Annotated in this window: 14 protein-coding genes and 4 pseudogenes; 8 read left to right on the top strand and 10 right to left on the bottom strand. The window is 71.8% G+C overall.

The features are described from left to right. Positions 1-17: 17 nt before the first annotated feature. A pseudogene (locus ACIBJF_RS12440) lies at positions 18-722 on the bottom strand (arabinan endo-1,5-alpha-L-arabinosidase). 191 nt (positions 723-913) lie between these two features. On the opposite strand from ACIBJF_RS12440, the gene ACIBJF_RS12435 reads away from it, so the two are divergent. Genes ACIBJF_RS12435 through ACIBJF_RS12425 form a run of 3 tightly spaced genes read left to right on the top strand, consistent with a single transcriptional unit; the run spans position 914 to position 3,936 of the window. Next, positions 914-2,671, top strand: a complete 1,758-nt coding sequence (locus ACIBJF_RS12435; protein WP_399173654.1) for a hypothetical protein — start codon at positions 914-916, stop codon at positions 2,669-2,671. Continuing rightward, on the top strand, positions 2,664-3,041 hold the full coding sequence (locus ACIBJF_RS12430; RefSeq protein ID WP_399173653.1) for a hypothetical protein: 378 nt from the start codon (positions 2,664-2,666) through the stop codon (positions 3,039-3,041). Before ACIBJF_RS12435 ends, ACIBJF_RS12430 begins: the two co-directional genes overlap by 8 nt. A gap of 7 nt (positions 3,042-3,048) precedes the next feature. Continuing rightward, positions 3,049-3,936, top strand: a complete 888-nt coding sequence (locus ACIBJF_RS12425; protein ID WP_399173652.1) for a hypothetical protein — start codon at positions 3,049-3,051, stop codon at positions 3,934-3,936. Here ACIBJF_RS12425 and ACIBJF_RS12420 read toward each other — a convergent pair. The 3 genes and pseudogenes from ACIBJF_RS12420 to ACIBJF_RS12410 form a co-directional block, all read right to left on the bottom strand. After that, positions 3,921-4,339, bottom strand: a pseudogene (locus ACIBJF_RS12420) (ATP-binding protein). The gene ACIBJF_RS12425 and the pseudogene ACIBJF_RS12420 overlap by 16 nt on opposite strands. Before the next feature lie 119 nt (positions 4,340-4,458). Further along, the gene (locus tag ACIBJF_RS12415) at positions 4,459-5,109 is read right to left on the bottom strand and encodes a DUF4360 domain-containing protein (RefSeq protein ID WP_399173651.1); all 651 of its coding nucleotides are present in this window, start codon (positions 5,107-5,109) and stop codon (positions 4,459-4,461) included. Between the two features lie 128 nt (positions 5,110-5,237). Continuing rightward, positions 5,238-5,696 (bottom strand): Rrf2 family transcriptional regulator, encoded by a 459-nt coding sequence (locus ACIBJF_RS12410; RefSeq protein ID WP_356302865.1) that lies wholly within the window; start codon positions 5,694-5,696, stop codon positions 5,238-5,240. A 76-nt stretch (positions 5,697-5,772) separates the two neighbouring features. Between ACIBJF_RS12410 and ACIBJF_RS12405 the strand changes: the two genes are divergently transcribed. Beyond that, positions 5,773-8,727 (top strand): beta-galactosidase, encoded by a 2,955-nt coding sequence (locus ACIBJF_RS12405; RefSeq protein WP_399173650.1) that lies wholly within the window; start codon positions 5,773-5,775, stop codon positions 8,725-8,727. Positions 8,728-8,769: 42 nt separating this feature from the next. Here the strand turns inward: ACIBJF_RS12405 and ACIBJF_RS12400 are convergent. The 3 genes and pseudogenes from ACIBJF_RS12400 to ACIBJF_RS12390 form a co-directional block, all read right to left on the bottom strand. Continuing rightward, positions 8,770-10,289, bottom strand: a pseudogene (locus ACIBJF_RS12400) (alpha-N-arabinofuranosidase). Between the two features lie 14 nt (positions 10,290-10,303). After that, complete coding sequence (locus tag ACIBJF_RS12395) at positions 10,304-10,768, bottom strand: arabinan endo-1,5-alpha-L-arabinosidase (RefSeq protein ID WP_399173649.1); 465 nt, start codon at positions 10,766-10,768, stop codon at positions 10,304-10,306. Between the two features lie 74 nt (positions 10,769-10,842). Further along, positions 10,843-10,977: pseudogene (locus tag ACIBJF_RS12390) on the bottom strand (sugar transporter); the annotation flags it as partial. A 209-nt stretch (positions 10,978-11,186) separates the two neighbouring features. Between ACIBJF_RS12390 and ACIBJF_RS12385 the strand changes: the two are divergent. From ACIBJF_RS12385 to ACIBJF_RS12375, 3 genes are read left to right on the top strand one after another with little or no spacing between them, the layout of a single operon-like run. Beyond that, a complete protein-coding gene (locus ACIBJF_RS12385) occupies positions 11,187-11,834 on the top strand; it encodes a toxin-antitoxin system, toxin component family protein (RefSeq protein ID WP_399173648.1) in 648 nt (215 codons plus the stop codon). Then, a complete protein-coding gene (locus ACIBJF_RS12380) occupies positions 11,831-13,057 on the top strand; it encodes an MAB_1171c family putative transporter (RefSeq protein WP_399173646.1) in 1,227 nt (408 codons plus the stop codon). Before ACIBJF_RS12385 ends, ACIBJF_RS12380 begins: the two co-directional genes overlap by 4 nt. Then, on the top strand, positions 13,050-14,453 hold the full coding sequence (locus ACIBJF_RS12375; RefSeq protein WP_399173644.1) for an FAD-dependent oxidoreductase: 1,404 nt from the start codon (positions 13,050-13,052) through the stop codon (positions 14,451-14,453). Before ACIBJF_RS12380 ends, ACIBJF_RS12375 begins: the two co-directional genes overlap by 8 nt. Positions 14,454-14,524: 71 nt before the next feature. Here the strand turns inward: ACIBJF_RS12375 and ACIBJF_RS12370 are convergent, their stop codons facing one another. From ACIBJF_RS12370 to ACIBJF_RS12360, 3 genes are read right to left on the bottom strand one after another with little or no spacing between them, the layout of a single operon-like run. Further along, entirely contained in the window at positions 14,525-14,824 is a 300-nt protein-coding gene (locus ACIBJF_RS12370; protein WP_399173643.1) for a hypothetical protein, read from the bottom strand. Between the two features lie 19 nt (positions 14,825-14,843). Then, on the bottom strand, positions 14,844-15,692 hold the full coding sequence (locus ACIBJF_RS12365) for an SMP-30/gluconolactonase/LRE family protein (protein WP_399173642.1): 849 nt from the start codon (positions 15,690-15,692) through the stop codon (positions 14,844-14,846). Next, positions 15,689-16,462: an IclR family transcriptional regulator gene (locus ACIBJF_RS12360; RefSeq protein WP_399173641.1), complete on the bottom strand. Its 774-nt coding sequence runs from the start codon at positions 16,460-16,462 to the stop codon at positions 15,689-15,691. Before ACIBJF_RS12360 ends, ACIBJF_RS12365 begins: the two co-directional genes overlap by 4 nt. A gap of 164 nt (positions 16,463-16,626) precedes the next feature. Here ACIBJF_RS12360 and ACIBJF_RS12355 point away from each other — a divergent pair, with 164 nt between their 5' ends. Continuing rightward, positions 16,627-17,184 carry a hypothetical protein gene (locus ACIBJF_RS12355; RefSeq protein ID WP_399173640.1) on the top strand — a complete coding sequence of 186 codons (558 nt, stop codon included), beginning with the start codon at positions 16,627-16,629 and terminating at the stop codon, positions 17,182-17,184.

Genomic DNA, 17,184 nt, shown 5'->3' with positions numbered 1-17,184 from the left:
GCGCCGTCGTCCCGGCATCAGTGGGCGACCGGCCACCCGCTGCTCCAGTCCGGCAAGTTGATGCCCTGCTCGGGTGTGCCGTTGTCGTTGCCGTCGTAGTAGTGGTAGACGATCAGGTCGCCGTCGGTGTCGTCCATGACGGACTCGCCGCCGGGGCCGATGACGCTGCCGTGGGACTCCAGCACCGGCGTCCCCCCGCTCTGCATCATCGCGACACCGCTCTTGTCGTAGTACGGCCCGGTCACGGAGGTCGCCCGGCCCACCTAGCCGCCCCGCTTGACGAGGTACGGCGCCTCGATCGCCTTGCTGCCGGTCGGGCGGGAGGCGACGTCGGTCCAGGAGCCGGGCAGGCCGGTGCTCGAACCGGCCAGTCCTATCGCAGACTTGTTGGAGCCGAAGGTCGAGACCGCGTAGTACATCAGGTACTTCCCGCCGTGGTACGAGATGTCCGGCGCCCAGGCATCGGTAGCGTACGAGGACCACCAGCTCGGCTTGGTGGAGAAGGCGTCGCTGCCAGCCGTGAACGCGATCCGGTCGGTCGAGGTCTTGTACGCCAGGCCGCCGCCCGTGGAGTAGAGCAGATAGCGGCCGGACGAGGTGCGGATCATCGTCGGGTCGTGGACGACGGTGCCGCCGGTGACCGTGCCGGGGTTGGGGTAGGCCGACGCCGCCTCCTGGCGGTGGGGGGAGTTGAGCTGTCGTTCGGTATCCCGAACGTCGATCGCAGCTTCGGACGGGACCGTAGAATCGAACAACTTGCGCGTCAATGGTTCGCACAGTGGCACGCCCTCGCCGCGGCCGCACTATCCGCACCTTTTATCCCCTCGGTAATCGCCCCGTCACTCCTTATGCTTGGATGTTGGCCCGTCAACTCACTGAGCATGTAGGGCCGAACGCCTCGGGGGACGAGACAGTGACGCAGCAGACCTTGGTGCCACAGCAGCCGGAGCCGTCGGACGGACGGTCCACGCCGTCCGGAGCCGCCGTCGGACGCACCCCGCCGCACGCCAGCGAGGCGACCCGGCTGCTGTGCGCCGGCACCTACCTCGACGAGGCCTACCGGCACGCGGTCATCGAGGAGTTGTACGTCCACGAGGAACGCGTCGTCGCCCCCTCGTTCGGCTTCGACGCCGCCCGCGTGCTGGCCCACGCGCTGCGCGCCCAGCGTATGTATCTGGGCTGGGCGGTGGGGATTCTGATGCTGTGGGGCGTCAGCTGGCCGCTCACCAACCGGCTGAGCCTGATGTTCCTGATGCCGGTGGTGCTGATGTACCTGGCCGGCAGGGTGCGCGGATCCGCCCCACGACCCGTCTGGTACCGGCGCTATCTGGCCTGGTACATGCGCTGGTACGCGCGGCTGTCCTTTCTCTTCGCGCTGCTGACCCCGTACGCCATCGCCACGAAGGACGCCGACCTGCTGCAGGAGGCCAGCGATTTCTGGAACCTCCTGGTGATCCCCCGGCTGGTCTTCACCGACGGCATCTACGGCGTCTACCAGACCGGCCGCCTCCAAGGCTGCATCGCGCTGGCCTTCCCCCTGGTGATGGCGCTGGCCGTCGGCTTCGAGCGCCACCAGGTCTCCCGTGCGCTGACCGGTGAGCTGTCGCGGACCAGGTTCCCCGACGCCCGCGCCGACCCGGCCGAGCGGGCCACCGAGGGCAGCCGCTTCCACCGTCTACGCGACCGCATCCGGGTCGAGCAGCACGAACCGCTGGTGCTGTACCGGGCGGACCAGCCGTTCTGCGGGGCGGGCAGGCCGTACGACACCTGGTCCCTCTCCGTGGAACTGCGGCCGCGTACGGATCGCGCGAACCCGCCCGACCCGTTGGACAACCAGACGATCCTCGACCGGATCAAGCCCCTGCTGCAGGCGCTGCGGGTGCCCGCCACCGCCCGCACCCCCGAGGCCGCGGCCGCCGTACGGGACCGGCTGCGTCAGCTGCAGATCGACGAATGCGTCTTCCTCCCGGTGGACGGGCTGCCCAGCAGACAGCACGCGCCCTACGGCCGCGGGCAGTTCGAGCAGCACCGCGCCCGCGCGGTCGAGGAGGGCGGCGAGACCCGGCGCCACTTCCTGCGGGTGCAGGTCGGCGGCTGGGAGGAGGAGCTGGTCACCACCGTCTTCGTCCGGGTGCACACCCAGGGCGGCATGCTGATGCTGGAGATCGTGCCGCACGTGTTGCGCCCGGTACGGCCGCTGTTCCGGGACGCCTACCGAGTGGCCCACGACTACCTGCACGCCAACCCGCTCGGCAAGGCGGTGTGGGCGCTGACCCGGATGCCGCACTCGGCCGGCCAGTCCGTGGTCACCGTCTGGCAGACGCTCACCCTGCTGGCCCGGCTGGCGTCCCGCGGGATCGGCAGGGCGATGCCGGACGGCCCGGCGCTCTCGGTGCGCGAACTGGGCTCGGACGACGAGGCATCACTTTTCCAGGAGATGGACCATCAGCGCTACCTGAAGTCCATTCAGGACCGGGTGGCCAACGGGGTGCGCCAGGCGCTGCGCGAAGCGGGCTGGCAGACCGAGGAGTTCGAGCAGAAGATCGTCAACATCAGCAACGGCGGAGTGCTCATCGAGCAGGCGAGCGGCGCCTTCGCCATGGGGCCCGGCAGTGTGGCCAACAACCGGGAAGCGGGGCGCTCGGGAGGGATGGAGGGTGGCAATGAATGAGCAGCCGACGAGCGGCGGCACGCAGAACATCAACATCGGTACGGCGAAGGGGGCCTTCGCCTTCGGCCAGGGCAGCGTGGCGAACAACTACGAGGGCCCGCAGCAGCCGCTGAGCACCGAGCAGCGGGAACTGCTTCAAGCGGTGGGGAAGTTGCGCGAGGAGCTGAGGGCGTTCGTCAGCACCCCGCAGACGGAAGAGCTGACCAGACAGCTCACCGGCACGCGGGACGAGATCCAGAACACCGGTCAGGCGAGCCCGGGGCGGCTGGCCGGACTGCGCACCGCGCTGCAGGACGCGGCCACGGCGGTCGGCATGGCGGCCTCGGGGGCGGCGGTCGCACAGGCCGTCAGCGCACTGCTGGGAGGGTGACGGTGAGATGAGCGGGGCTTCGGGGGACAGCGGCATCCGCTGGAACGACGAGACACAGCGCTGGGAGACGGCGGGCGAGGCCGGGACACCGCTCCCGCCGACGCCACCGCCACCACCGGTACCGGCGTACGACCCCTCGCAACCCGTGGAGGAGCCGTACGACCTCGCCTACGCGGTGACGTCTCCGCCCGCGCCCACGCGTCGATCGCGGCGCACGACGGCCCTCGTCGCCGCCGCAACGGTCGCCGCGGTGTCGGGCGGGATCGCCGGAGGCGTGCTGGCACTGCGGGACGACGGGGGGCATGGCGGTGCCGGGCCCGGCCCGGCGTCCGTGGTCAGCGCGCCCGAGACCGCGACCTCGGGCAGCGGCGCGCTCGGCGGATCGACGGGCAGCGACCTGCCCACGGACACGGACACGGTCGGCGCCCGGTCCGCCGACTCGCCGTCAGCTACCGAGGTTCCGCCCGGGTACGTCCTCCAGGAGGACACCGCCGGCTTCACCATCGCGGTACCGGACGGCTGGCAGCGGGAGGAGAAGTCGAACGGTGTCTTCTACAACTCCCCCGACGGTCGCAGTCTGCTGCAGGTCTTCGCCATCACGGAGCCGGACATCACCCCCCGCGCGGCACTGGCCGAAACCTCCCGCAACCTCGCCAAGAACAACAAGAACTACAAACAGCTCAGCCTCCAGGACGTGTCCCAGGACTCGGGCGAGCCCGCGGCCGAGCTGGTGTACGCCTACGACCGCCCGGACGGCACCCGCCGCCAGGTCGTCGACCACGCCTTCGCAACCGACACCGGCGAGCAGTACGCGGTGCTGGTGGCGGGACCCGCGAGCGACTGGCCACGGCAGCACGACACTCTCGAGACCGCGCTGGCTCACTTCTCGCCGTGACCTCGTACCAGATCCACCTCGGCACGGACGGTCTTGCCGGGCGCCGGATGGCGGTCCGTCACCTCCCAGCGGTCGGCGAGTGCGTCGACGAGTGCGAGGCCGCGGCCGTCCTCGCCGAGGGGCCGCGGAGTCCGTACGGCTCCGGGGGCGGGCGGACGCAGTTCGGCGCGAGTGTCGGTGACCTCGACGCGGACGCTGCCGGTGACGAGGGCAGCCGCAGCTCGAAGTCCCGCCCCGGGACGCGGCCGTGGGTGACGGCGTTGGCGGCGAGCTCGGTGACGATCACCGCGACCGCGTCGGAGGCGTCGCTGCCGGGCGGGACGCCCCATTCCTGCAGCTGGTTCAGGGCGAGGTGACGGGCGAGGCGGGCGCTCTCCCCCACCGCCTGGACCCACTTCGTCACGCATACGCGCGGGCGCGCCCAGTGGCCCGCGGGTCAGTGCAGGTACCGAGGGCTCACCCGCACCCGCTCGCTCACGCGAGAAGGGGTGGCCCGGGGCGCGGGCCACCCCCACCCGCACGTCAGGAAGCCGGGCACTCCTTCCACGCCAGGTGGTACACCGTGCTGATGTCCCCGTCCGTGGAGTCCATGGTCATGAAGCTGACCTTGCCCGGGGACTGGGTTCCGGCGTTCACCCGCAGTTCGGTGTTGATGTTGAAGTTGCGCAGTACCCCGCAGGGCGCCCAGACCAGTTGGGCCCAGTCGGTGCTGTCGGTGGCCTGCCAGTCGTCGTTGTAGGCGCCGTTGAAGGGGTGGGTCTTGGGCACGGTCTGCGAGGAGCCCTGGAAGTAGTAGGAGGCCTTCTGCGTGGCGCTCGCGCCGGGCTGGAGCGAGAGGAAGCCGCGGTAGTCGGCGCTGGCTATCGCGTAGGTGAAGCCCTGGGGGACGTGCACCACCAGGTTGAGCTGGCAGTTCTTGCGGAAGGCCGTGGGGTCGGAGCTGCCGCCGGCCTGGGCCAGGTACTCGCTGTAGGTCACCGTGAACGCGGTGTTGTCCGGCGAGACGGCCACCGCGGCCGTACCCGCGGGACAGCCCGAGCCGTTCACCGTCGCCACGTCGATGACGATCTTGTCCGGGGGCGGGTCGTCGAACACCGGCGACGAGGACTGAGCGGGTAGCGCGGTGGTGAGGAGGGCGGCTACGGCGCCGCCGAGGAGGAGTCCACCAGCCATCGTTTCTCCTGGGGTCGGGTGTGGGGGGTCTGTGTGGAACCTGTGAAGCGTTCCGCATCGTAGGAAGCCCCCGTCATCCCCGGGAGGGGCAACTCCGGCCATTCACAACCGGCCGTTCACACCCGCCCTTACGGGTTCTCCCAGGCCGCCGGTTCCGCCGCCAGCGCCCGGACGGGCTCCGGCAGCGCGTCCGCCGCGAGGTCGGCGAGGGTGACGCCCTCCAGGATCCGGCGGACGTTGGCGCGCAGCGCGATCCACAGCGGAAGGAGGGGCTGCGCGGTGCCGGTGTAGGCGAGGCCCGTCGGGCGTTCGCCGCGCACCGAGACGATCGGGCCGTCCACCGCGCGGATCACGTCGGCGACCGTGACCTCGGCCGCGTCCCGCGCCAGCCGGTACCCGCCGCCTCCGCCCCGCCTGCTGTCCACGATCCCGCCCCGCCTCAGGTCGCCCAGGATCCCTTCCAGGAACTTGTGCGGGATGCCCTGGGCGGCGGCGATTTCCTCCGCCTTCACCGGGCCGTTACCCTGCCGTACGGCCAGTTCCAGTACCGCCCGTACCGCGTAATCCGCCCGCGCCGAGATCCTCATGGATCCATTGTGAGGCGTCGCCGCATGGAGAATGGCCTGCACCCGCGCCCCGTAAGATCGCCCGGGAGGATCCACCTTGGCGCTCAGCAGACGTACTTTCAGTGCCCTGGCCGGCTCGACCGCGCTCGGGCTCGCCCTGGGCGGCAGCGGCGGCCCCGGGGCGCCCTCGGCGTACGCGGCGCGCAGTGTGCCGACCGGCCCGGCACCCGCCCCGCCGAGCGCCGACGGCCACCGGCACACCATCGGCTACGACCGCTACTCGCTGCTCGTGGACGGCAGGCGGCTGGTGGTGTGGTCCGGCGAGATGCATCCCTTCCGGCTGCCCAGTCCCTCCCTGTGGCGGGACGTGCTGCAGAAGATGCGGGCCCACGGGTACAACGCCGTGAGCATCTACGTGGCCTGGAACTACCACTCCCCCGCGCCCGGCCACTACGACTTCACCGGCGTCCGGGACCTGGACCTGTTCCTGCGCACGGCCGCCGAGACGGGCCTGTACGTCATCCTGCGGCCCGGCCCGTACATCAACGCCGAGGTGGACGGCGGCGGCTTCCCCGGCTGGCTGACGGCGACGAAGGGGACGGCCCGGACCGACGACCCGGCCTATCTGTCGTACGTCGACGAGTGGCTGACCCAGGTGAACCGGATCGCCCGCCGGCATCTGTTCACCCAGGGCAGCGGCACGATCCTGCTGTACCAGATCGAGAACGAGTACGACGCCCACGCCGGCGACCCCACCGGCCGGGCCTATATGTCCCATCTGTACAAGAAGGTGCGGGCGGACGGCATCGACGTCCCGCTGTTCCACAACGACAAGGGCAGGAACGGGTACTGGGTGCCCGGCTCGTTCGGCACCGGCGGTGAGAAGGGCGGCTGGCTGTACGGCTTCGACGGCTATCCGTCGCCGTCGCAGACCCCGCCGGACTGGGGGACGTTCGGGCCCGGCGGGGCGAAGGGCGGGTCCAGTGCCTCGCCGTCCACGCCCGGGTTCGTGCCCGAGTTCGGCGGCGGCTGGTTCGACCCGTGGGGCGGGGCCTGGTTCGACGGCAAGGGGTACGCCGAGTCCCGGCGCACCCGGGACGCCGCGTACGAGCGCCGGTTCTATCTGACCAACCTCGCCAACGGGCTCACCCTGCACAACGTCTACATGACCTTCGGCGGGACCTCCTGGGGCTGGCTGCCCGCGCCGGTCGTCTACACGTCGTACGACTACGGCGCCGCCATCGACGAGGGGCGCAACGTCACCGCCAAGATCGCGCCGATGCACCAGCTCGGGCACCTGCTCCAGCGCGTGCCCGACTTCGCCAAGCTGGACCGGGCGGCGGACGTGAAGGCCGCGGGGCTGAAGGTCTACCACCTGACCAACCCCGACACCGGCGCCCACGTCTATGTCGCCCGCAACGACGGCACGGAGGCGGTCACCACCGATCTGCCGACCGACGCGGGCCGGGTGCGCGTCACCGTGCCCGGCAAGGACGCCAAGCTGCTCACGACCGGGCTGAAGCTGGGCAAGCGGACGCTGAGGTACTCCACCGCCGAGCCGGTGCTGTGCCTGACGGCCGGCCGGCAGGACATCGCGCTGTTCTCGGGGCGCCGCGACGAGATGGCCGAACTGGTGCTGAACTGCCCGGCCGAGCCGAACGTCATGCGGCTCGACCCGGAGGCCGCCTGGGTCCTCGACGACGACTCGCTGCATGTGAACGTCCCGCTCGGCGAGGGCGGGCTGACCCGGGTGCTGGTGCAGAAGGGCGAGAGCGAGACCCCGCTGCTGCTGCTCTTCGCCGACGACGCCACCGTCGTGCGCCTGTTCCCGTACGACACCCCGTCCGGGGCCCTGCTGGTGTACGGCCCGGAGCTACTGCGCCACGCCGAACTGCGCGGAACCGAGGTACACCTGACCGGTGACGTCGGCGAGACGACCACCATCGAGGTGTGGGGACCGCGCGGGATCGACGCCCTGGTGTGGAACGGCCGCACGCTGCCCACCCGGACCACCGTGTCCGGCAGCCTGATGACTACCTCTCTGCTGCCCGCCGTCCCCGAGGTGAAGCTGCCCGAGCTGGGCGGCTGGCGGATGCGCACGGAGAACCCGGAGGCCGGACCCGGCTTCGACGACTCGGGCTGGAAGACCGCCGACAAGAGGTCGTCGTTCAGCACCACGCCGGTGCCCGATGGTCAGCCGGTGCTCTTCGCCGACGACTACGGCTTCCACTACGGGGACGTCTGGTACCGCGGCTCCTTCACCGACGCCACCGGCCTTCAGGAGGTCTCGCTCGCCTACAGCACCGGCACACAGGGCCTGTTGATGGCCTGGCTGGACGGCGAGCCGCTGGGCACCCACCGGATGCCGGTGCCCGGCAAGAACACCACCGTGCGGAAGGGAAGTTGGGCGGACACGGCCGTCTTCCCCGTCCGCGAGCGGCTGCGCTCTCCCGGCCGGCATGTGCTGTCGGTCCTCGTGCGGCGCATGCAGCACGACCAGGACGGCAAGGGGCTCGACACCCACAAGGTGGCGCGCGGACTGACGGCGGCGGCCTTCAAGGGCGCCTCGCCGAGCGTGAGCTGGCGGATCCAGGGCGCGGGAGCCCCCGACCCCGTGCGCGGCCCGATGAACAACGGCGGCCTGTACGGCGAGCGGGAGGGCTGGCATCTGCCCGGCTTCCGGGACGACGACTGGGAGCGGGCGGCCTTTCCGTGCGCCGCCCGGTACCAGGGCGTGACCTGGTACCGGACGAGCTTCCGGCTGTCGGTGCCGGCCGACATCGACGCCTCGATCGGCCTGACCCTGGAGGACGACCCGTACCGCGCCTACCGGGCCCAGATCTTCCTCAACGGCTGGAACATGGGCCAGTACATCAACAACGTGGGTCCGCAGCACACCTTCGTCCTGCCGAACGGCGTCCTGCGCACCCGGGGTACGAACACCCTCGCGCTGGCGGTCCTTTCGGAGTTCACCACGCTGTCGGGGCCGGGCCGGGTGGGCCTGACGCTGCTCGGCAGGACAAGCGGCGGACTGCCGGTCACGCCGGTCTGATCACGCCGGTCTGATCACGTCGTTCTGGTCACGTCGTTCAGGTCACGCCAGCCTGATCACGTTCCAGGACAGCGGTTCCAGTACGGCGGTGAGGGTGCCGCCCGCCAGGGCGGTGCCCTCGACCGGGTGCGGGACGACCCGCTCGGGCTCGTCGAGGGTGTTGCGGGCGTCGGGGTCGGCGTCCGCGAGCGCGCTGTGCTCGGTGACGGTCGCCAACTCCAGTCCGTTCAGGGCGACTTCGAGCGGCAGGGCGTCCGTACGGCTGCGGTTGACGGCGAACACCGTGACCGTGCCGTCGGCCGCGCGGACGGCCGTGGCGTGCAGCAGGTCCGTCTCGCCGTACTTCTTCGTCTCGTACGTCGGCGAGTCCACGCGCACGTCGAGGACCTCGCCCCGGCCGTACTTCGACGCCTGCGCGAACGGGAAGAACGTCGTCTGCCGCCAGGCCGGGCCACCCGGCTCGGTCATGATCGGGGCGATCACGTTGACCAGCTGGGCGAGGCAGGCGACGGTGACGCGGTCGGCGTGCGGAGCAGGGCGATGAGGAGCGAGCCGAAGACGACGGCGTCCGTGACGCTGTAGTTGTCCTCCAGCAACCGGGGCGCCTCGGGCCAGTCCGACTGGTCGAAGGTCTTCGCCTGCTCCTCCCAGCGGGAGAGGTACCAGACGTTCCACTCGTCGAAGGAGAGGTTGATCTTCTTCGTGGACTTGAGTTTCGCGCCGATGTGGTCGGCGGTGGCGACCACGTTCTCGATGAAGGACTCCATGTCGACGGCCGAGGCGAGGAAGGAGTCCACATCGCCGTCGGTGGGCTCGTAGTAGGCGTGCAGGGAGATGTGGTCGACCAGGTCGTACGCCTCCTGCAGGACGGTCGCCTCCCACTCGGCGAAGGTGGGCATCGCCTGGCTGGAGGAGCCGCAGGCGACGAGTTCGACGCCCGGGTCGGCCTGGCGCATGGCCCGTGCGGTCTCGGCGGCGAGCCGGCCGTACTCCTGTGCCGTCTTGTGGCCCGTCTGCCAGGGGCCGTCCATCTCGTTGCCGAGGCACCACAGCCTGATCCCGAAGGGCTCCTTGTCGCCGTGGGCCGCGCGGAGGTCGGAGAGGGCGGTGCCAAAGGGGTGGTTGGCGTACTCCTGGAGTTCCAGGGCTTCGACCACGCCACGGGTGCCGAGGTTGACGGCCATCATCGGCTCGGCCTCGGGCCCGAGCTTCTTCAGGAACGCGATGTACTCGGACAGTCCGAAACGGTTGGTCTCGGTGGAGTGCCAGGCGAGGTCGAGCCGGCGGGGGCGGTCTTCCACGGGGCCGACCGAGTCCTCCCACCTGTAGCCGGAGACGAAGTTGCCGCCGGGGTAGCGGACGGCGGTGACGCCGAGTTCGCGTACGAGGTCGAGGACGTCGGTGCGCAGGCCCTGGGCGTCCGCCGTGGGGTGGTCCGGTTCGTAGATGCCGGTGTATACGCAGCGGCCCAGGTGTTCCACGAAGGACCCGAAGATCCGGGCGTTGACCTGGCCGACGGTGAAGGCGGGGTCGAGGGTGAAGCGGGCGGTGCGCTTGCTCATGGGGTCCTTTCGGGTCACTTCGGAACAGGCCAGTCGGAACGCCGGCTCAGTTGGTTCAGGCCGGGCTTCGGGGTGCCGTCGCCATCCGCGTCGTAGTAGTGGTACGCCAGCCACGTCGTGCCGTGCGTGCGGAACGCCGACTCTCCGCCGGGGCCGATGTAGCGGCCGTGGGAGGCGGGGAACAGGTCGCCGCCGCCCTCCGGCATCGGCCTGCCCGTGCTGTCGGTGTACGGGCCCGTCACCGACGTGGAACGGCCCACGCGGATCTTGTACGTCGAGTTCACGCCGGCGCAGCAGGCGTCGTACGAGGCGAAGAGGCAGTAGTAGCGGCCGTGGTGGACGAGGGACGCGCCCTCGACCGCGTACGGGGCGTCGGGGCGGGTCGCCAGGTGGCGGACCTCGGCTCCGGGGATCGCCTTGCCGGTCCCGGGGTCGAGTTCGACCATGCGGATGCCGGTCCAGTAGGAGCCGAACGCCATCCACAGCCTGCCGCCGGCCCCGATGACCGCAGGGTCGATGGCGTTCCAGGTGTCGGTCTTCTCGGAGCTGAACGCCTTGCCGTGGTGCGCGCGGTGGAGGCGAGCGCGTCGGCTCCGGTGCCGAGTGCGGCGAAGCCGAAGCTCGCGGCCACCGCCAATCCCCCGGCTGCTCCCAGCAGTTGCCTGCGATTCAGGCCAGGTTGTCCCATACCTTGCCCCGCCGTCCCCGATTGTTCGGGCGTTGTTCGGTATTTCGAATGACGCTCGTAACTTCGAACGGGACCGTAGATTCGAAGCGCTTCCGCGTCAATGGGTGGGACACAAGCTCATAGGTGGTTTTCTGTTGGACCACGGTCACCGCATCCCATGACGGGGACACGCCCGGCCGCGTAGGCTCTGCCCAGCGGAAGGGGAGGCGATGGGCATCGCGGGCGCGCGTGAGCAGGCGACACGCCTGGCCGCACGGCTACGGCGGGGCCGCCCGGGCTCGGCGATGCGCGAGCTGGCCGGCGACCTCGCCGCCGCCGTCCACGCCCGGCCCGGAACGCCCCGCGACGTAGGGGAGTTGTGCCGGGCGCTGTGCGAGGAGATGAGCGGACTGCGCGGTGGACGGCCGGTCGAGGTGCGCTTCGAGCGCTTCCCGGACGAGATCGAGGTCACCGGGCTGTGGCTGGAGTTCGCCGACTTCGACCTGGTGATCGTGGAGGAGCGGGCCGAGGCCGTGCAGCAACTGGTGATCCTGGGACACGAGTTGTGGCATCTGCACACCGGGCTCCGGCACCCCCGGCCGGCCGGCGACGCGGCGGCCCTGGCGCTCGCCGACGCACCCGGCTGGCGGGGCATGCCGCTGACGGTGGCCGCGCGCAATGGCTCCCGGGCGGCCGACGAGGCCGAGGCGGACGACTTCGGGCACCGCCTGGCCGCCCAGTTCCGGCCCCACCTCACCGGCTCCGGCACCCCTCTCGGCCCGGTGCAACGGTCCCTCAGCCCCGTACAGCGGACCCTGGGCTATCGCGGACGCGACGAGGCGAGGCGAGCGTCGAAGAAGGGGGGAGCCACGCGGTGACCCTGGCGCTCGGTCTCTCCGGACTCCTCGACGAGGTCTCCGTCTCCTTCTGGATCCCCACGGCCGTCCTGACCGCCGCCCTGGTGATCAAGCTGCCCGGCATCATCAGGATGTGGCGGGACCCGATGCTGCGGGCCGTCGGCGGTCTGCTGCTGTTCGCCTGCGCGGTGTTCGTCTTCGCGGCCCCGCGGACCATCGCCTGGACCAACCGGGTCACCGGGGTGCCGAACATCTCCGCGCCCTGGGTGTACTCCCTGCTCACCGCGCTCTGCGCGTCCTGGCTGCTGCTGATCATCGCCTGGCGCAACGGCCGCTCCGACTCGGCCCGGACCCGCCGGGTGACCCGCCGGGTCGTGGCCGTCTACGCGGGCGTGGTCGTCGCCCTGTGGGTGCTCTTCGCACTCGCGGACGTGCCCGTGGAGCGGCTGCGGGACCTGGACACGTACTACGCCAACACCCCCTTCATGCGCGAGGAGATCCTGCTCTATCTCGTCGCGCACACCGTGGCCTGCTCGATCACGGCCCGGCTGATCTGGAACTGGATCCGCACCGACGGCCTCGACGCCTGGCTGCGCTGGGGGCTGCGGCTGCTGGGCGTCGGCTACGCCACGAACCTGTTCTTCGACGCGGCCAAGCTCACCGCCGTCGTGGCCCGGTGGACCGGCCACGACCTGGACTGGCTGAGCACCAACGTGGCACCGGCCGGCGCGTGCGTCTCCGCCACCCTGGTCGCGGTGGGCTTCATCGTCCCGCACGTCGGCCAGTACCTGCACGAGCGCTGGCACGTCCGGTTGCGCCACCGCGCTCTTCGCCCCCTCTACCAGCTGACGCGGACCGTCACGGGCGAGCGCGAGCCCTTCGCCCCGCACGCCCCCGCCGAACTGCGCCTGATCCGCCGCGAGACCTTCATCCGCGACGCCCTGCTGCAACTCTCCCGGCACCTCGACGAGGACCTGCGCGAACGGTCGTACCGGGGCGCCCTCGCCCTCGGCTTCGAGCCCGGCCGGGCCAGGGCCCTCGCCGCCGCCGTGACGCTGCTGGACGCGGCCGGCGGCGAGCGGCCGCCGCGGGCCGACGGCACCGGCTCCCCGTCCGGACCCGACACGGCGTATCTGCTCCAGGAGATCCAGGCCGTGTCCCAGGCCCTCCGCCACCCCCACGAGATCACGGCGGTACGCGCCCGCGCGGCCGCCCCGGCAGAGAGCGTGCCCGCGCATGAGTGAACCCTCCTCCCCCGCCAGAACAGCCGTCGTGCTCGGGGGATCCCACACCGGCATGCTCGCGGCCCGGGCGCTCGCCGAGTCCGCCGACCGGGTCGTCGTCGTCGAGCGCGACACCCTGCCCGAGGGTCCCGAACCCCGCAAGGGGCTGCCGCAGGCCCGGCACGCCCACATGCTGTGGTCGGGCGGCGTGCGGGCCGTGGAGGAACTGCTGCCGGGGATCACCGGCGCGCTGAAGGCCGCCGGGGGCCGCCGGCACCCGTTCACGACCGGCGTGGTGGCCCTGTCCGCACAGGGCTGGTTCCGGCGCTGGCCGGAGTCCCACCATGTGATCCTGGCCGGCCGGGACCTGCTGGACGCGACGATCCGCGCTCAGGTCCTCGCCGACGAGCGGATCGAACTCGCCGACGGCACCGAGGCGCTCGGCCTCACCGGCACCGGCGCCGCGGTCACCGGCGTACGGATCCGCACCCGGGACGGCGCCGAGCGCACCCTCCCGGCCGGCCTGGTGGTCGACGCCACCGGGCGCGGCTCCCGGGCCCCGCGCTGGCTGGCGGACCTCGGGCTGCCCGCGCCGCAGGTCCGCGAGATCGACCCGGGCCTGGTCTACGCGAGCCGGCTCTTCCTCGCCCCGGAAGCGGCGAGGGAGGGCTTCCCGGTGGTCAACGTGCAACTCGATCCGCGGGGCGAGGGTCCCGGCCGCTCGGGCTTCCTGCTCCCCATCGAGAACGGCCGCTGGATCGTCACCCTCGCCGGCACTCGGGGCGGCGAACCCACCGCCGCTGACGAGGACTTCATCCCCTTCGCCCGGGAGAAGCTGCGGCATCCGCTGCTGGGCGAGCTGCTGGAGCGCGCCGAGCCGCTGTCCGACGTGTCGCTCACCCGCTCCACGGTCAACCGCCGGCACTTCTACGAGCGCATGCCGGCCTGGCCCGAGAACTTCACCGTGCTCGGCGACGCGCTCGCCGTGTTCAACCCGGTGTACGGCCATGGCCTGTCCGCCGCCGCGCAGAGCGCGGTGCTGCTCCGCGAGGTGATACGACGGCACGGCTGGGGCACACCGGGGCTGGCACGCCGCGTGCAGCGTGCGGTCGCCCGTCCGGTGCGTGCGGCCTGGGACCTGGCCCTCGGCCAGGACGTGTTCTACCCCGGCGCGACGGAAGCCGGTCCCACCGTGCGGGACCGGCTGCTGTCCGCCTACGTCGGCCGGCTGATGTACACCGCGACGGGTAACGGCCGTATCGCCCGCCGGGTCACCGACGTGACGTCCCTGGAGCGCGGGGCACAGGTGCTGCTGACGCCGGGTGTGCTGCTGGCGGCGGCGGTGGGCCCGCTGCAACCCCCCTTGGCGGGACCGCCGTTGACCGCGGAGGAGCGGAAGGCGGCGGGGGTCGTCTAGGCCGGATGCCGAGCGAGCCCCGGACGGGTGGCCCGGGGCTCGTCGTGTCCGGTGCCGGTGCGGCGCGAGGCTCACGTCATGGGCTCGCCCGTGGGGTCCAAGGCGTAGGTGACTCTTTCTCCGACCCGCACCGCGGCCTCGATCATCCTCCGGCGCTCGTCCCCCGAGTAGAGGTCGGCGCAGGCGCTGATCGCCGGGTACAGCTCCGAGAGGATGAGGGCGGCCGATTTCGGGATGACGTCGGATGTCCGCCACCGATGCCCGAACCGGTCGATCCGCCTGCACAGCTCGTCCAGCGCGAGTTGGTCGAAGCCGTCGTTCAGGCGCAGGGGACCGACGAATTGCCAGGCCGCGTCGTCCAGTTGCGACACGAGTTCCTCATCCACCGGATCAGCCCTGGAACGCCGGTTGGGGCAGCCCCGTGCCCGCCCCCGGGACCACCAGCAGCGAGCCCGACAGCGGATGCGGGGCCGGCAGGCCGACGCGGGCTGTCGTGATGTACAGGTCGGTCAGGTCGGCGCCGCCGAAGGCGCAGGCCGTGGTGCGCGGGGTCGGCAGCTGGATCACCCGGTCCAGGGCGCCGTCAGGCGTATAGCGGCGTACCGCGTCCCCGTCCCACAGCGCCACCCACACGCAGCCCTCCGCGTCGACCGTCAGGCCGTCCGGGAAGCCCGCGCCCTCCTCGATCTCGACGAACGGGCGGCGGCCGTGGACGCGCTCGCCGTCGTGGTCGAAGACGTCCACCCGGCGGGTGGGGGTGTCGACGTAGTACATGAGGCGCCCGTCCGGGCTCCAGCCCGTGCCGTTGCTGACCGTGACGTCGGACAGGACCGTCTGAGCCGTGCCGTCGCCGGTCAGCCGGGTCAGCGTGCCGCCGCCCGGCGCCTCGTCGTACCGCATGGTGCCCGCCCACAACGAACCGTCGGGCGCCACCGCGGCGTCGTTCGCGCGACGGCCCGCGACCGGCTCGTGGTGCAGCCAGCGGAACGTGTCGTCGGGGCCCAGCAGGCCCACGCCGTCCCGGAGGTTGAGGACCAGTCCGCCGCCCGCGCGGGGCTTGGCCGCGCCCACGTGCTGCTCCGTCGTGCGCACCGTGCGCCGGCCCGTGGCCGGGTCGTAGGTGTGGACGCGCATGCCGAGGATGTCCAGCCAGGTCAGCCGGCCCGTCGCCGGGTCCCAGGTCGGGCCCTCGCCCAGCTCCGCCTCCGCCCGTACGGCGACCTCGTAGCCGGCGCTCACGCCGCGCTCCGGTGGCCCAGCCGCTCCGACAGCTCCGCCGCGCCCTTCGCCGCCAGCTGCTCCAGCTCCGCCCGGCGCTCGTCGCTCCAGCGGATCATGGGGACCGAGATCGACAGGGCCGCGACCACCTGGCCCGTGCGATCGCGCACCGGAGCGGCCACACAGCTGACGTCCGGGTTGGACTCGCGGCTCTCCACCGCGATGCCCCGCTGCCGGATCTCCGCCAGGGCCCCGCGCAGCGCGGCGGGGTCGGTGATGCTGTTCGGGGTCATCGCGGTCAGCTCGGCGTCGTCCGCGATCCGGGCCGTGAGCTCCTGCTCCGGCAGCGAGGCCAGCAGCATCTTGCCGACCGAGGTGCAGTGGGCGGGGAGCCGGCGGCCGGCGGCCGAGACCATGCGGACGGCGTGCGTGGAGTCGACCTTGGCGATGTAGATGACGTCGGTGCCCTCGAGGATCGCCACGTGCACCGTCTCGTCGCAGGTCTCGGCGACCGAGCGGGCCACCTGCTGGCCCTCGGCGGCGAGGTCGAGCTGCTCGGCGTAGCGGCTGCCGAGCTGGTACGGGCGTACGCCGAGCCGGTAGCGTCCTGGCTGTCCCGGCACTTGCACGATGTACGACCGTGCGGCGAGCGTGGTGACCAGTTCGTGCACGGTGGTGCGCGGCAGCTGGAGCTTGCGCACGATGTCGGGGGCGGAGAGCGTCCCGTCCCCGTCGAGGAACAGCTCAAGAATGTCGAGAGCCCGGGTCACGGCAGGCACGAGGCGTCCCACGTCCGGCCCCCTCCCTTGGGTCTAAGCGCCTGTTCGGCATCTCGGCGCCGAGGCGTTCGAGATATCAACAGGCGATCGGCATGACGAACACAGGCTAGTCATGCAGGGTTGCGCGGGCAATGGGTCGGGGAGGACACCCGGGTGCGCCGGGCACCATGGGTGCCATGGATCTCGACTTCCAGCTGGTGCTGCTGCGCCGCATGGCCGACCACAACCCGGACCTGGTCGAGGACGCCCGGCACCGGCTCGGGGTGTCCATCGCCGAGATGCGGGAGACCAACAAGCGCTGGCAGGCGATGGTCCGCTCGCCGAGGTCCCGGTCCGCCGCCGCCCGCTACCGCTCGGTCCTGGGCGAGCCGGAATCCGTCCTCCCCCGCCGGCTCGGGGACGTCGACTGCGAGGCCCGGCGCTGGGCCCTGCCGCTCTGGCCCGACCTGCGCTTCGAGGTGCTGGTCGGGCCGGGCGGGGCGGTGTGGAACGAGTGGCTGGTGCGGGCTCCGGGTGCCCCCGCACCCAGGCTGGAGACCCTGGAGGACCTTCTCCCCTGGTCCTGCACGGTGGACGAGGCCGCCCGCGCCTTCGCCCCGGCCCGCCCGCTGGAGGGCACCGCGCCGACCCGGTGGGGGCTCGCCTTCACCGCGCCCGGCCCCGACGGCGTACGGCACGAGGTGGTCGCCGAGTTCACCTGGGGGCTGCTCCAGCGGACGGCCGTACTGACGTAG

The sequence above is a fragment of the Streptomyces sp. NPDC050743 genome, assembly GCF_044456925.1.
GTDB lineage: Bacteria > Actinomycetota > Actinomycetes > Streptomycetales > Streptomycetaceae > Streptomyces.
The sequence above is the reverse complement of the archived record's forward strand: the minus strand, read 5'-3'. Positions and strand labels throughout refer to the sequence as shown.

Bases quoted from the DNA above. Each gene is read 5' to 3' on its own strand.
- ACIBJF_RS12430 (WP_399173653.1), top strand. From the start codon at position 2,664: ATGAATGAGCAGCCGACGAGCGGCGGCACGCAGAACATCAACATCGGT.
- ACIBJF_RS12425 (WP_399173652.1), top strand. From the start codon at position 3,049: ATGAGCGGGGCTTCGGGGGACAGCGGCATCCGCTGGAACGACGAGACA.
- ACIBJF_RS12415 (WP_399173651.1), bottom strand. From the start codon at position 5,109: ATGGCTGGTGGACTCCTCCTCGGCGGCGCCGTAGCCGCCCTCCTCACC.
- ACIBJF_RS12410 (WP_356302865.1), bottom strand. From the start codon at position 5,696: ATGAGGATCTCGGCGCGGGCGGATTACGCGGTACGGGCGGTACTGGAA.
- ACIBJF_RS12395 (WP_399173649.1), bottom strand. From the start codon at position 10,768: ATGGCGTTCGGCTCCTACTGGACCGGCATCCGCATGGTCGAACTCGAC.
- ACIBJF_RS12385 (WP_399173648.1), top strand. From the start codon at position 11,187: ATGGGCATCGCGGGCGCGCGTGAGCAGGCGACACGCCTGGCCGCACGG.
- ACIBJF_RS12375 (WP_399173644.1), top strand. From the start codon at position 13,050: ATGAGTGAACCCTCCTCCCCCGCCAGAACAGCCGTCGTGCTCGGGGGA.
- ACIBJF_RS12355 (WP_399173640.1), top strand. From the start codon at position 16,627: ATGGATCTCGACTTCCAGCTGGTGCTGCTGCGCCGCATGGCCGACCAC.